Source organism: Streptomyces sp. NBC_01476 (genome assembly GCF_036227265.1).
Classification (GTDB): domain Bacteria; phylum Actinomycetota; class Actinomycetes; order Streptomycetales; family Streptomycetaceae; genus Actinacidiphila.
The window spans coordinates 7583938-7596914 of sequence record NZ_CP109446.1 but is presented as its reverse complement, the minus strand read 5'-3'; the positions used below and the strand labels follow the sequence as shown (position 1 = coordinate 7596914).

The window sequence follows — 12977 nt, the reverse complement described above, 5'->3', positions numbered from 1 at the left end:
CGGACCCCGGGGCCGCCCTGGCGGCTACTTCGCGACGACCGCGACCGGCGCGTCCCAGGTGCTGCGGTCCACGGTCAGCGTGACACCGCCGTGTGTCTCCTTGCTGTTGACCAGGTACTGGTGACCCCGGCGGTGTCCGGTCCACAGCGTGGACGCGTACGGGAAGTCACTGGTGGTCGTATAGACCTGGTCGTAGAGCGCGTACCACAGGGCGTCGGGCAGGTCCGTGCGGTCCTTCGCGGTGGCGACCGGGGTCGCGCTGGTGCTCTTGAAGCCGTAGAACCCGGCCCAGTAGTTCTTGGCGTGCACGGCCTTGTCCCAGGCGCGGATGTAGGTCAGCACCGCATTGACGCAGGACGTGTCGGAGACGTTGTACGACTCCATGTCCAGGTAGACCGCGCTGCCTGCCTTCATCCCGAGCGCGGTCGCCTTCGCCACCGCGTCCGCGCCGTCTGTCGCGCCCAGCGAGGCGGCGCTCGCCGGCGTGATCTTCTCCGGGTTCCGGCTGGTCTGGCACGGCGGCTGCGCGCCCACGTACAGCGGGATCAGTTTCCAGCCGGCCGCGCTCACCGACTTCACCCACGACGCCGTCAGCTGCGGCTGCGCGCAGCCGCGGTTCTTGCCACCGATGTAGACGGCTCCTGCCCCGTAGAAGTTCGTCGCCTTCCATGTCTTCATGGCCGACAGCGACGGTGCCGTGCAGGTGTCGAAAGCCCGCCCTGAGTACACCGTCGGCGCGGGCCGCGCCGACCCCGACGACGTCGCGGCCTGCGCGGTCAGCGCGCCGCCCACCAGCAGGGCCGCTCCGGCGACCGACCACGCGACATACCGCCCCCGCCTGGACATCCGATGACTGGACATCTCCACCCCCAACGCAAAAGAAATGACTTCCTGGACACGGCGCGACGCCGGCCGCACGGCACGCGACCGCGAGGCGGGAGCACACCGTGCCGCCGGGGACGGCACCGCAGTGGGAAAGGTGTTCCGCCCGCCGGTACGGCGAGATGTCCCTGACCTCCGTCACAGCACCGGGTGGTCACCTTCCGCGGGCACACTACCGGTTCGCGCGGGGGCCTCCGGCACGTCCCGCCGGTCGGGGGCCGCCGCCCGGTGCCGGCGCACGCCGAGGCGGCCCTGCCGGGAGCGTGATGCTCCCGGCAGGGCCGCCCGGGGTGCGCGGATCGTACGTGATCCGGTGGGACTTCGGTGGAGCGTTACGCGGCCTTGGCGGCCGGCAGCACCGCGGTGGTCTCGGTGGCGCCGGCGGGCCGGATCTCGAGTTCGTGGACGACCCGCTCCGTGCTCAACTCATGGGCGGTGAGGTCGGCGAGAGCCACGAGGGCCAGCAGAAGGGCGTCGGCGAGGACCAGCCAGTGCAGCGTGGCCCCGGAGAAGACCAGGGCGGCCACCAGGGACCAGAGGCCGATCAGGGAGAGCGCCGAGTTGCCGAGCCGCCTGCTGTCGCTGCGGGCGAGGACTGCGGCGGCGCCCGCCACGACCGTCACCGCGGTGGAGACGGCGAAGCTGAGCCAGCCGGCCGTCGCGTTGCTGAACGTCATCGCCGACACGACCAGGAAACCGCCGGCCAGCACGGCCGTGGTGTCGAGCGCGTAGCGAGGGCTGAGAGCCATGGGTGAAGCACCTCCTCGGTACCGTGTTACGCGGCACCGCTGTGGAAACCAAGGAAGTGAGTCGTTGCCAGAGTGTGTCTCCACAACCGGGCGGCTCGCTTGCCTGCGATTCATTTGTCGCGAGGCGTCTTCTTCAACCCCGCCCCGGCGCCCGGCATTCCCGCGTCCCGCACCCGGTCCGGCTCTCCGCTCCCCCGCCCCGCTCGGCGCGCGCGATCCGGCCGGAGCTGGTCTGCTGGACGGGGGGCCGTCGCCGTGCCACTACCGGGAGAGAACGAGATGAGCACCTACCGAGTCGCCCAGGTCACCGCCGCCGGCGGGAGGTTCGAGGTCACCGAGCGTGAAGTGCCGCGGCCCGGCCCCGGCCACGTACGGATCGCTGTGGACGCCTGCGGGGTCTGTCACAGCGACGCGCTCTTCGTGAACGCCGGCGCGCCGGGCGTACGGTTCCCGCTCGTCCCCGGCCATGAGATCGCCGGGCGGATCGAGGAGGTCGGCGAGGGAACGTACAGCGGCTGGCGGGTGGGCGACCGGGTGGTGGTGGGCTGGTTCGGCGGCAGCTGCGGGCACTGCACGCCCTGCCGGCAGGGCGACTTCATCATGTGCGAGAACCTGAAGGTCCCCGGATGGGCGTACGACGGCGGTTACGCCGAGACGGTGATCGCGCCGGCCGACGCCCTGGCGCGGATCCCCGACGCCCTCGCGGCGCCCGACGCGGGGCCGCTGGCCTGCGCCGGGGTGACCGCGTACAACGGGCTGCGGCACAGTTCCGCCCGGCCGGGCGACCTGGTCGCCGTACTCGGCATCGGCGGCCTCGGCCATCTGGGGGTGATGTACGCGGCTGCGATGGGCTTCGAGACCGTGGCCATCGCCCGCGGCGCCGGCAAGGCCGACCTCGCCAAGCAGCTCGGCGCACACCACTATGTCGACAGCACCGCGGACACCTCCGTGGCGGACGCGCTGAAGGCGCTCGGGGGCGCCAGGGTCGTGCTGGGCACCGCCGCCAACGCCGCCGCCACCGCGGCCACCGTCGAAGGCATGACCCCGCGCGGCGAGTTGGTGATCATCGGCGCGGACACCGAACCGCTGGGGATCAGCCCGAGCCAGCTGCTCATGAGCGGCAAGATCATCCGTGGCCACCCGTCCGGTACGGCGCAGGACGTGCAGGACACCCTGGCGTTCAGCGCGCTGCAGGGGATCCGCCCGATGGTCGAGACCATGCCGCTGGACCAGGCCGACGAGGCGTACCAGCGGATGCTCTCCGGCGCCGCCCGCTTCCGGATGGTGCTCACCACCCACTGACGCGGGCGCGGCGGGGCGGAACACGGCCCGGGCGCGCGGCAGGTGTACGGCGCATGGTCGACCGGTTCGTGAGCTGCGTCACGGGCCGGCGACCAGGCTTTTCAAAAACCTCACAACTCGCTTGCAACCTCTGCCGTTTCGACTGCTACTTTCAGGCCGCTGCCCCTTCGCGGGGGACGTGGACATGCCAGCGGCCTCCCTGGGCTGCGAAGCCAGCACAGAAAGACCGCGAATGGACTACTGCTACACGTGCCGACGGACCCTCAACGGGGCGCTGGTGTGCCCAGGGTGCGGTGCCTGCGCCCCTGACGTCGACCTGCTCCCGGCCGCGCCCGGTGCGCGCGCCGACGCCACGTACCCGGCAGGGCACTACCTGCCCACCGGGCCGGGCGGGTTCACGGCCGCGGGCAGCGCGGGGCACGCCCTCGCCGGCCACGGCGCTCCGGCCGCGCTCGCCCCGTACCTGCCGGCGCCGGACGTCCCCGCTGGATTCGCCCCGGCCGCCGCGCCTGTGGCCGGCGAGGATCTGCCGGAGTCCGAGCTCGGCACCACGTCCATCGCCCCCACCCTGCACCGCGGCCGGGCCGCCCGGCGCCGTCAGCTGGAGCGGTGGAAGAAGAACCGGCGCCGCGCGGGCGTGGCCACCGCCTTCGCGCTGTTCGGCGGCGGCGTGACAGTGGCGTCGATGCAGTCCCACGGTTCCGGCAGGGGCGGTACGGCCGCCGCTTCGCCGTACGACACGGTGACGCCCGTGACACTGCGGATCGACACCTCGGCGGGAGACCCGTCCGTCCTGTCCCAGCAGGGCGCGCACACCCCCGGGAAGCACGCCGCCGCCGTGCCGCAGCAGCGCGCCGGAACGCCGTCCCTCCCGTCGGCGCAGGCCACACACCCGGTCACCGACAACGGCGGCACGGTGCCCATCTCCGCCGGCGGCCCCTCGTCCGTGCACACCACCCGCACCCAGCCCGCGCCGTCCACCACGACGGCGGCGGCCACCGGAAACCAGGACGCGAGCACGGGCAGCAGCGCGGGAACGGACCCCGGCAGCACGGACTCCGGCACGGACACGAGCGCCGGCGGTACGGACACAGGCGGTTCCACCACCGCGAACCCGGCGGCCGGCTCCCCCACCACCCCGCCCGCGACGACCTCGCCGACCACGACGCCGGCGCCCCACCAGGGTGTGTGCATCCTGGTCCTCTGCATCGGCTGACCGCCCGGCCGGCCGTGCGCGCCTCCCCGCGACGGGCGTTCCGTCGCGGGGACGCGTGCGGCCGGGCGGCGGCTGATCAGGCCGTGGCCGCCACGAGGCGGGCGACGGCCGCGGCGAAGAGCTCCGGCTCTTCGAGATGGCCGAAGTGCCCGCTGTCTTCGAGGATCACCAGCTCGGATCCGGGGATCAGTTTGTTCAGCTCCTGCGACCAGCGCACACCGCAGATGACGTCGTACCGGCCGACGATCACCAGCGTGGGCACGTCGAGGTCCCCCAGGGTTCCCCGGTCGTCGATGACCTCCGGCGTCAGGTCCTCGTCGAGGCCGGAGATGAAGGTGCCGCGCACCGCCGCCCTGAAAGGCGCCAGTTCCGCCTCGTGGCCCCAGTAGTCGGCGAAGTAGGCGGGCAGGAGACCGCGCGCCGCGTTGGTGACGCCCTCGTCGGTGGAGATACCGGACAGGGACTGGAACGCGCCCATGACCGCGGGCAGTTCGGGGTTGCCGGCGTTCCTCCGGGCGAACTCCTCCAGGTTGCGGACGGCTTCGGCGATGTGCTCGGGGCCGGTCACCGGCGCGCTGTCGTACAGGACGACGCCGGCGAGACGGCCGGGGTGGCGCAGGGCGAAGTGCTGCGCCACGAAGCCGCCGTGGGAGTGGCCGATGAGGTACACCGCGGGCACGCCGAGGTGGTCGAGGAGCCCGTCGAGGAACTGCGTGTACCGGGTGCGGGTGTACCCGTGGGGATGGCTCGCCAGGCGGCCGGAACCGCCGGTGCCGACCGGCTCCGGGTAGACGACGGTCATGTTCTTCTCCACGGACGGCATCCGCAGGTACTCCCAGAACATGCCGGGGCCGCCGGAGTGCGCCACACAGACCGGCCCGGTGCCGTGGACGTGGTAACGCAGGGTGATGCCGTCTGTCTCCACGGTGTGCGTGCCGGGTGCCAGCGGGTCGGCGGCGCCGGTGGCGTGGATGCCCATGGGGAACTCCTGTCGGACGGGTGTCGGTGGACACCCACAGGACGCGGAGGGGCAAGGGAAGTTCGATCCCTTCCGTGTGACGGTCGCCACACCGGCGGGGCGGGGCCTCCGGCGGGGCGGCAAGTCTCATGAAGTCAGGGAGGGACCCGGGCGGCAGGTCTCAGGCGGGGACCCGGGCGGCAGGTCTCAGACGGGAATTAGGGCCGGTGTCCGCGGTGCCGTCGGGGGGCGCGGATGGAACAGCCGCACCTGATGCACCCGGCCCTGCTCCAGCGTCATCAGCCAGGTCACGGCCGGCGGGCAGTGGTCGGGGGCGTCCGGCGGGTTGATGATGTCCATCTCCCAGATCGCCAGGTCCCGGCCGGCGACCACGTGGTTCAGGCGCTGGCGGACGCCTGCCGCGAGATCGTTCTCCATGCCCCTGATGAGCAGGTCCCGGCCGCCGACCGGGGCGCAGCCGTTCAGCAGCGTCACCCCGGGCGACCAGCGCTCGGTCACGAGTCCGGCGAAGTCGCCGCGTTCGGCGGCTGCCAGGGTCTCCCCGGCCTCCTTGCCACTGGCGGCCACCCGCCGCGCGGCGTCGCCGTGGGCCGTGTCCGCGGTCGCCCTCAGCGCGTCCGCCAGCTTGGCCCGCGCCTGGCTGAGCCGGCTGCGGACGGTGCCCACCGGCACGCCGGTGAGCTTCGCCAGCGCCTCGTACGACGTCGCGGTCGTGCTGAAGTGGCGCAGTACGAGCGTCATGCGCAGTGCCGGGGAGAGCTCCTCGATCGCGCGCCAGATCCAGTCCCGCAGCGCGTGGCGCTCCAGCGCCTGCTCGGGTATCGCCCCGGTGGACGGCAGCAGCAGGTCGTCGAAGGGCTCGGTGGGGGCGGCGGACCGCAGCCGGGTCCGGCAGGCGTTGCGGACGACCATGCGCAGCCACGGCCCCACCGCCGCCGGATCACGGACTCCGCCGATGCGCCGCAGGGCGACCAGGGCCGCGTCCTGGACGGCGTCCTCCGCGTCCGGTCCGTGTCCCAGCAGACTCAGCGCCACCGCCCGCATCCCCGCCCGGTGCCGCTCCAGCAGCAACCCCAGCGCGCCGATGTCGCCGGACTGCGCAGCGCGCGTGAGCTCGGCATCCGTGAGCTGTGTGCTCATCAAGGGCTTCCACCTCCTGCGACCTGGGAACGTTCGCCGTGGCCGCAATGATCCCACCCGGGCGCCACGGCCGTGACCGAGCGCCACCACCACCGCCGCCGGTCCGCCGATGTCGCCGGCCATGCCGCCGCCCATGCCGCCGCCCATGCCGCCGCACACGCAACGGCCGCTCGCGCGGCGTCGGTCGCGCCCCCGTACCGCCCGGGGCCGGCGCGCTCCCCCGTTCCCCGTTCAGGGCCGGTGCCTGCTCAGGGCCGCGCCAGCCGGACCGCGAGGTAGGGCGCGGTGGCGCTGCCCCCGGCCCTGGCGACAATGGCGGGCGGACCGGTGGCGACCACCCGGCCGCCCGCGTCGCCGCCGCCCGGACCGAGGTCGATGACCCAGTCCGCGGTGGCGATCGTGTCCAGGTCGTGCTCGACCAGGACGACGGTGTTGCCCGCGTCGACGAGCCGGTGCAACTGCCGCAGCAGCAGTGCGATGTCCGCGGGGTGCAGCCCGGCGGTCGGCTCGTCGAGGAGGTAGAGCGCGTGACCGCGGCGGGCCCGCTGCAGTTCGGTGGCCAGCTTGATGCGCTGCGCCTCACCGCCGCTGAGTTCCGTCGCGGGCCGGCCGAGCCGCAGGTATCCCAGGCCCACCTCCCGGAGTGTCTCCAGGCTCCGGGAAGCGGCCGGGACGTCGGCTAGGAAGGTCGCCGCCTCGTCCACGGACATCGCCAGCACGTCCGCGATGTTCTTGCCGCGGTGGGTCACCTCAAGGGTCTCGGCGTTGTACCGGGCGCCGTCGCAGGTCGGGCAGGGCGCGTACGTCCCGGGCAGGAAGAGCAGCTCGACCTCGACGAACCCCTCCCCCTGGCAGGTCTCGCAGCGCCCTTCCGGGACGTTGAAGGAGAACCGCCCGGCCGTGTAGCCGCGGGCCTTCGCCTCCTCGGTCGCCGCGAACAGCTTGCGCACCGCGTCGAACATCCCGGTGTACGTGGCCAGGTTGGACCGTGGCGTGCGGCCGATCGGCCGCTGGTCGACCCGTACCAGCCGGTCGAAGGACTCAAGACCCGACACCTGGGCCACCTCGACGTCGAGTTCCGCCTCGTCGGGTTCCTCCGCCGCCAGGCCGAGGTGGCGGCGCACGACCTCGGCGAGCACCTGGGTGACCAGCGTCGACTTTCCGGACCCGGACACCCCGGTCACCGCCGTCAGCACGCCGAGCGGTACCTCGACGGACACCTCACGCAGGTTGTGCCGGGTGACTCCGCTCAGGCGCAGCGACTCCCGCGGGGTGCGGAGTTGGTGGCCGAGCGGCTCGGCCCGGCCGAAGAGGTAGCGGCCGGTGGCCGACTCCACGACGTCTTCGAGGCCCGCCACCGGGCCGCTGTACAGCACCTGTCCGCCGCCCTCGCCCGCCCCGGGGCCGATGTCGACCACCCAGTCCGCCCGGCGTACGACGTCCAGGTCGTGTTCCACGACGAAGAGCGAGTTGCCGGACTCCTTCAGGCGGTCCAGCACGTCAAGCAGCGGTTCCGCGTCGGCCGGATGCAGGCCGGCGGACGGCTCGTCGAGCACGTAGACGACCCCGAAGAGGCCGGAGCGCAGCTGGGTGGCGATCCGCAGCCGCTGGGCCTCACCGGGCGAGAGCGTGGTGGAAAGGCGCCCGAGGCTGAGGTATCCCAGGCCGAGGCCGAGCAGCACCTCGACGCGCGCGACCACGTCGGCGCAGATCCGGACCGCCGCTTCGGTGGTCTCGCCGGACCGGGCGGTGGCTGTGGTGGCCGCGCCTCCGGGCAGCTCGGCGAAGGGTCGCAGCAGGGCCACGACCTCGGTGAGCGGCAGCGCGTTGAGCTCGGCGATGGAGTGTCCTGCGAAGGTCACCGCGAGCGCCTCGGGCCGCAGGCCGCTGCCGTGACAGACCGGGCAGGGCACGCTCCGCACGAAGCGCAGCGCCCGCTCGCGCATGCGGTCGCTCCGGGAGTCGGCGAGGACGTGCATGACGTGCTTGCGGGCGCTCCAGAACGTGCCGTAGTAGCCGTAGTCGACACGGTCGCGCTCGGGTTCGATGAGGACGGAGGGTTGTTCGTCGGTGTAGAGCAGCCAGTCGCGGTCCTTCTTCCTGAGCCTGCGCCACGGCCGGTCGATGTCGATCCCCAGACCGCTGACGACACTGCGCAGGTTGACGCCCTGCCAGGCGCCGGGCCAGGCCGCGATCGCGCCTTCCCGGATGCTCAGTGACGGGTCGGGTACGAGCAGGTCCTCGGCGACGTCGTGCACGACACCCAGTCCGTGGCACCGCGGGCAGGCGCCGGCCGCGGTGTTGGGCGAGAACGCCTCGGCCTCCAGCCGGGGGGCTCGCGGCGGGTAGCTGCCGGCCCGCGAGTAGAGCATCCGCACGAGGTTGGAGAGCGTGGTGATGGTCCCGACCGTCGAGCGCGAGCTGGGTGCCCCGCGGCGCTGCTGCAGGGCCACCGCCGGCGGCAGCCCGGTGATCTCCTCCACGTGCGGTGCGCCGACCTGCTGCAGCAGGCGGCGGGCGTAGGGCGCGACGGACTCGAAGTACCGGCGCTGGGCCTCGGCGTAGAGGGTGCCGAAGGCGAGCGAGGACTTGCCGGAACCGGAGACCCCGGTGAAGACGACCAGCGCGTCCCGCGGCACGTCGACGTCGACGTTCCGCAGATTGTTCTCGGTGGCGCCCCGGACGTGCACGAAACGGTCGGTCGCGTCGTTTTCCACGCCTTGTCCTTACCTCATGACGCGAGACCACTCCCGCGCACTGCCGCCGCCCGGCTGATGATCACTCCAATGACCAGGGGTTCCGGCACGCGCACCGCGGGGGGACGGTCCTGCCGGTGCCCGGGGGGGAAGGCCGCCGATCGCGCGTGAACACCGACAGGGGGCTGTCGCCGCCACCCCCGAGGGTGGGTCGTACCGGGAGACGCCCGGCGCACTACGAGAGGGACGACATGCCTGGATTCAACGGCATCGGCTGGTTCGAGATCGGCACCGACGACCCGGACGCCGCGGAGCGGTTCTACGGCGAGGTGTTCGGCTGGACGGTCGCGCACGACGACACCAAGAGCACGGACCCGGCGTACCGGATCCTCACCACGGGCGACCCCGAGGGGCTGCGCGGCGGACTCTTCGCGACGAAGGGCCAGCTCCCCGGCTACGCCGTCTTCACCGTGCTGGTCGAGGATGTCGAGGCCACGTGCCGGCGGGTCGAGGAGGCGGGCGGCCGGGTGCAGCGCGCCGCGCAGGTCAATCCGGTCGGGGTGACCTTCGCGCACCTGCTCGACCCGGCCGGGAACCACTTCGCGGTGTTCCGGCCGCCGTTCGTCCGGCCCTGATCCGCCCGCCGGGGCCGGGCGGTCGGATGCGCCCGGCCCGGGCGGCGGTCAGATCAGGCTGAGCCGGCGGACGGTCCCGTACGGGATGTCGAGGTCCTCGGTGCGCAGCGAACGGATCTCGGGCACCTCGGCGGTGGCCGAGACCGAGGTGATCCGGTCGGTGCGGAAGGCGCGCACGGCGCCGCGCAGCCGGCACCAGCCCACCAGATACCAGTGCGTCGCGGTGCCGACGTAGCCCAGCGGCTCGATCTCGCGCAGGGTGGCCGCGCCCGCGCGGTCGCCGTACCCGATGCGCAGGACGCGCCGGGTGGACAGGGCGTCGGCCACGATGCGCGGCACCGGCGGTGCGGCGCCGGGGTCGCCGAGGAGATGGATACGGCCGGCCAGGTCATGGGCCGCGGCGGCGTCGTCACCCTGCATCGCCGCCACCAGCTTGCGCAGCGCCGCGCCCGCGGTCACCTGGAACGGTGTGCCCCGCAGGCTCCGCAGCGCCAGCGCCATCGCGACGGCCTCCCCCGGCGTCAGATTGACCGGGGGCAGCGTGCGTGCCTTGTCGAGGCAGTAGCCGCCGGTGCGGCCGGTCTCGGCGTAGACCGGCACCCCCGACTGCTGCAACGCGCTGATGTCCCGTTCGACCGTGCGCACGCTGACCTCGAAGCGCCCGGCCAGCCAGCGGGCACTGCGCGGGCGGGGCGCGACGGCCCGCAGCTCCTCGACCAGGGCGTAGAGACGGTCGGTACGGTTCATGCCCGCCACGTTAGGCGCGGGGTACGACAACGGGCGGCGGACGAACCGCCTCGTTCCGCGACGCCGGCGTGCCCCGCCGTCCGGGGGGGTGGGCGACGGGGCACTAGGGGGGTAAGGGCAGCATCGCACCAGAACCGCCGGCGGGTGGTCGGAATGCGCCAGTTCGGGCCCTGGACGCCGTGGCGACCGAATCCGGCCGCCAGGGCACGGGCGAGCCGTGGTGGCAGACGCGGGCACGAATTGAAGATTTCTTCACTTGATGACATGGTGTCTGCCGTGCCCACCGGTTCCCCCCGGCGCGCACCCGGCCACTGCTGAGGGAGACGGGTTGGACGAGTCCGCCGTGCAGGTCATCGCCCGCGTCGAGGCGGCGCGGACCGCTCTGAGGGAGGCCGCCGCCGCCCGGGACCCGGTCGCGGTCCGGGTGGCGCTGGACGAATTGGAGGAGTCGCTGCGGCTGGCCCGCGCGAACGGGGTGCGGGTCCCCCCGGCCGGGGCGGCCGACGAACGGACAGGGAGTTGAGGATGGCGCCGGTTCCGCTGTACCAGGCCAAGGCGGAGTTCTTCAGAATGCTCGGGCATCCCGTGCGGATCCGGGTGCTGGAACTGCTGCAGGACGGCCCGATGCCGGTGCGCGACCTGCTGGCGAACATCGAGGTGGAGCGCTCCAACCTCTCCCAGCAACTCGCGGTGCTGCGGCGCTCCGGAATCGTCACCTCGTCCCGCGAGGCCGACACGGTCGTCTACGCGCTCGCCGGCGGCGATGTGGCGGAACTGATGCGGGCGGCCCGGCGGATCCTCACGGAACTGCTGGCCGGGCAGCAGGACCTGCTCGCGGAGCTGCGTGACGCCGACGCCGAAGCCACCGGGGGCCGGGTCGCATGAGGGCCGTCAGGCAAGCAGCCGCCGTGATCGGCGAGCGGGTCCGCGGGGTGCTGCCGAACCGCCGGATCCTGACCTCGATGGGCCGCTCCCCGCGCAGTGACCTCATCGCGGGGCTGACGGTGGCCATCGTCGCACTGCCGCTGGCCCTCGGCTTCGGGATCTCCTCCGGCGCGGGGGCGGAGGCCGGACTGGTCACCGCGGTCGTCGCCGGCGCGATCGCCGCCGTCTTCGGCGGCTCCAACCTCCAGGTCACCGGCCCGACCGGGGCGATGACCGTGGTACTCGTGCCGATCGTCCACCAGTACGGCATCCACGGTGTCATGACGGTGGGACTGCTCGCGGGCGCGCTCCTGGTCCTGCTCTCCCTGGCGCGGGCCGGACGGGCGATGGCGTATGTGCCGGTGCCGGTGGTGGAGGGCTTCACCCTCGGTATCGCCGCCGTGATCGGCCTCCAGCAGGTGCCCGCCGCGCTCGGCGTGACGTCCCCCTCGGGGGACAATCCGGCCGTCGTCGCGGCCAAGGCGGTGGGCGACTTCGCCGCCCATCCGCACGGGACCGCGATCGCGGTGGCGGCGGGCGTCGTCCTGGTGATGCTGCTGGGCACGCGCCTGCGGCCCGGGGTGCCGTTCTCCCTGGTGGCAGTGGTGCTGGCGACGGTGGTCTGCTGGGCCGGCGGGGTCGATGCGGCCACCATCGGCCATCTGCCCGCCGGTATCCCCGCGCCCTCGACGTCCTTCTTCCAGGCCGGCCACGTCCCGGCTCTGCTGCCCTCCGCGCTCGCGGTGGCGGTACTGGCGGCCCTGGAGTCGCTGATGTCGGCCTCGGCGGCCGACGCGATGAATGTCTCGGAGCGGCACGACAGCGACCGGGAGCTGTTCGGACAGGGCCTGGCGAATCTGGCCGTCCCGCTCTTCGGCGGTGTCGCCGCCACCGGCGCGATCGCCCGTACCGCCGTCAACGTCCGTACCGGCGCGGTCTCCCGGCTGGCGGCCCTGGTGCACGCCGGTGTCCTGGCGGTCATCGTCTTCGCCGCCGCGCCGCTGGTCGCCGGCATCCCGCTGGCCGCGCTCGCCGGGGTGCTGATCGCGACCGCGATCCGGATGGTCGAGGTCGGTTCCCTGCGCGCGCTGGCCCGCTCGGGCCGGGGCGAGGGCCTGGTGATGCTGCTGACCGCCGCCGCCACCTTGGCGTTCAACCTCGTCACCGCGGTCGTCGCCGGGCTGCTCCTGGCCGGTCTGCTGGCGCTGCGCCAGGTCGCGCGCGCCGCCCGGCTCGAACAGGTCCCCCTGCACGCGGACCTGCCCCCGGCGGACCACCACGAGGAGGAACGGGCGCTGCTGGACGAGCACATCGTGGCCTACCGCATCGACGGGCCGCTGTTGTTCGCCGCCGCACACCGGTTCCTGCTGGAACTCACCGAGACCAGCGAGGTCAAGGTCGTCATCCTGCGGATGTCACGTGTCAGCGCGATCGACGCCAGTGGTGCCCGCGTCCTCGGTGACGCCATCGGCAGGCTGGAACGCCGGGGCGCGCTGGTCCTGCTCTCCGGGATCCGCCCCGAGCACCAGCGTCCACTGGACGCCCTGGGCACCTTGAACGCACTGCGCGCCCAGGGCCGGGTCTTCCCCAGCACCCCGCAGGCCATCGCGTACGCCCACGCCCACCTGCACGGCTCCGGTGTGCTTCCCGACCCACCGCACGGCGCGCCCCTGGAGGCGGCGCACTGACCGCCGGGCCGGGGCGCTG

General features: G+C 73.3%; 12 protein-coding genes. 6 read left to right on the top strand and 6 right to left on the bottom strand.

The genetic code is table 11. The features are described from left to right. Nucleotides 1–24 precede the first annotated feature (24 nt). Together OG552_RS33020 and OG552_RS33015 are read right to left on the bottom strand one after the other, a co-directional pair. Nucleotides 25–861 (bottom strand): glycoside hydrolase domain-containing protein, encoded by an 837-nt coding sequence (locus OG552_RS33020; protein ID WP_329139287.1) that lies wholly within the window; start codon nucleotides 859–861, stop codon nucleotides 25–27. A gap of 353 nt (nucleotides 862–1214) precedes the next feature. Next, on the bottom strand, nucleotides 1215–1631 hold the full coding sequence (locus tag OG552_RS33015; RefSeq protein ID WP_329139285.1) for a hypothetical protein: 417 nt from the start codon (nucleotides 1629–1631) through the stop codon (nucleotides 1215–1217). A 279-nt stretch (nucleotides 1632–1910) separates the two neighbouring features. Here OG552_RS33015 and OG552_RS33010 point away from each other — a divergent pair, with 279 nt between their 5' ends. Continuing rightward, on the top strand, nucleotides 1911–2933 hold the full coding sequence (locus tag OG552_RS33010; protein ID WP_329139283.1) for an alcohol dehydrogenase: 1023 nt from the start codon (nucleotides 1911–1913) through the stop codon (nucleotides 2931–2933). 232 nt (nucleotides 2934–3165) lie between these two features. Beyond that, nucleotides 3166–4149, top strand: coding sequence for an SCO2400 family protein (locus OG552_RS33005; RefSeq protein ID WP_329139281.1), 984 nt, complete (start codon nucleotides 3166–3168; stop codon nucleotides 4147–4149). A gap of 76 nt (nucleotides 4150–4225) precedes the next feature. Here the strand turns inward: OG552_RS33005 and OG552_RS33000 are convergent, their stop codons facing one another. The 3 genes from OG552_RS33000 to uvrA all read right to left on the bottom strand — a co-directional run bounded on the left by OG552_RS33000 (nucleotide 4226) and on the right by uvrA (nucleotide 8985). After that, nucleotides 4226–5128 (bottom strand): alpha/beta fold hydrolase, encoded by a 903-nt coding sequence (locus tag OG552_RS33000; protein WP_329139279.1) that lies wholly within the window; start codon nucleotides 5126–5128, stop codon nucleotides 4226–4228. Between the two features lie 186 nt (nucleotides 5129–5314). Continuing rightward, nucleotides 5315–6268, bottom strand: coding sequence for an RNA polymerase sigma factor (locus OG552_RS32995; RefSeq protein ID WP_329139277.1), 954 nt, complete (start codon nucleotides 6266–6268; stop codon nucleotides 5315–5317). 248 nt (nucleotides 6269–6516) lie between these two features. Next, nucleotides 6517–8985 (bottom strand): excinuclease ABC subunit UvrA, encoded by a 2469-nt coding sequence (gene uvrA / locus OG552_RS32990; protein ID WP_329139275.1) that lies wholly within the window; start codon nucleotides 8983–8985, stop codon nucleotides 6517–6519. A gap of 230 nt (nucleotides 8986–9215) precedes the next feature. Here uvrA and OG552_RS32985 point away from each other — a divergent pair, with 230 nt between their 5' ends. Beyond that, a complete protein-coding gene (locus OG552_RS32985) occupies nucleotides 9216–9599 on the top strand; it encodes a VOC family protein (protein WP_329139273.1) in 384 nt (127 codons plus the stop codon). Nucleotides 9600–9647: 48 nt separating this feature from the next. On the opposite strand, the gene OG552_RS32980 is transcribed toward OG552_RS32985, so the two are convergent. After that, on the bottom strand, nucleotides 9648–10346 hold the full coding sequence (locus OG552_RS32980) for a helix-turn-helix transcriptional regulator (RefSeq protein ID WP_329139271.1): 699 nt from the start codon (nucleotides 10344–10346) through the stop codon (nucleotides 9648–9650). A gap of 328 nt (nucleotides 10347–10674) precedes the next feature. On the opposite strand from OG552_RS32980, the gene OG552_RS32975 reads away from it, so the two are divergent. The 3 genes from OG552_RS32975 to OG552_RS32965 are packed head-to-tail and all read left to right on the top strand — an operon-like array spanning nucleotide 10675 to nucleotide 12958. Continuing rightward, a complete protein-coding gene (locus tag OG552_RS32975; protein WP_329139269.1) occupies nucleotides 10675–10869 on the top strand; it encodes a hypothetical protein in 195 nt (64 codons plus the stop codon). A 2-nt stretch (nucleotides 10870–10871) separates the two neighbouring features. Continuing rightward, complete coding sequence (locus tag OG552_RS32970; RefSeq protein ID WP_329139268.1) at nucleotides 10872–11231, top strand: ArsR/SmtB family transcription factor; 360 nt, start codon at nucleotides 10872–10874, stop codon at nucleotides 11229–11231. Further along, on the top strand, nucleotides 11228–12958 hold the full coding sequence (locus tag OG552_RS32965) for a SulP family inorganic anion transporter (protein ID WP_329139266.1): 1731 nt from the start codon (nucleotides 11228–11230) through the stop codon (nucleotides 12956–12958). Before OG552_RS32970 ends, OG552_RS32965 begins: the two co-directional genes overlap by 4 nt. The last annotated feature ends 19 nt before the right edge of the window (nucleotides 12959–12977 follow it).

Bases quoted from the DNA above. Each gene is read 5' to 3' on its own strand.
- OG552_RS33020 (WP_329139287.1), bottom strand. From the start codon at position 861: ATGTCCAGTCATCGGATGTCCAGGCGGGGGCGGTATGTCGCGTGGTCG.
- OG552_RS33015 (WP_329139285.1), bottom strand. From the start codon at position 1,631: ATGGCTCTCAGCCCTCGCTACGCGCTCGACACCACGGCCGTGCTGGCC.
- OG552_RS33010 (WP_329139283.1), top strand. From the start codon at position 1,911: ATGAGCACCTACCGAGTCGCCCAGGTCACCGCCGCCGGCGGGAGGTTC.
- OG552_RS33005 (WP_329139281.1), top strand. From the start codon at position 3,166: ATGGACTACTGCTACACGTGCCGACGGACCCTCAACGGGGCGCTGGTG.
- OG552_RS33000 (WP_329139279.1), bottom strand. From the start codon at position 5,128: ATGGGCATCCACGCCACCGGCGCCGCCGACCCGCTGGCACCCGGCACG.
- OG552_RS32995 (WP_329139277.1), bottom strand. From the start codon at position 6,268: ATGAGCACACAGCTCACGGATGCCGAGCTCACGCGCGCTGCGCAGTCC.
- OG552_RS32985 (WP_329139273.1), top strand. From the start codon at position 9,216: ATGCCTGGATTCAACGGCATCGGCTGGTTCGAGATCGGCACCGACGAC.
- OG552_RS32980 (WP_329139271.1), bottom strand. From the start codon at position 10,346: ATGAACCGTACCGACCGTCTCTACGCCCTGGTCGAGGAGCTGCGGGCC.
- OG552_RS32970 (WP_329139268.1), top strand. From the start codon at position 10,872: ATGGCGCCGGTTCCGCTGTACCAGGCCAAGGCGGAGTTCTTCAGAATG.
- OG552_RS32965 (WP_329139266.1), top strand. From the start codon at position 11,228: ATGAGGGCCGTCAGGCAAGCAGCCGCCGTGATCGGCGAGCGGGTCCGC.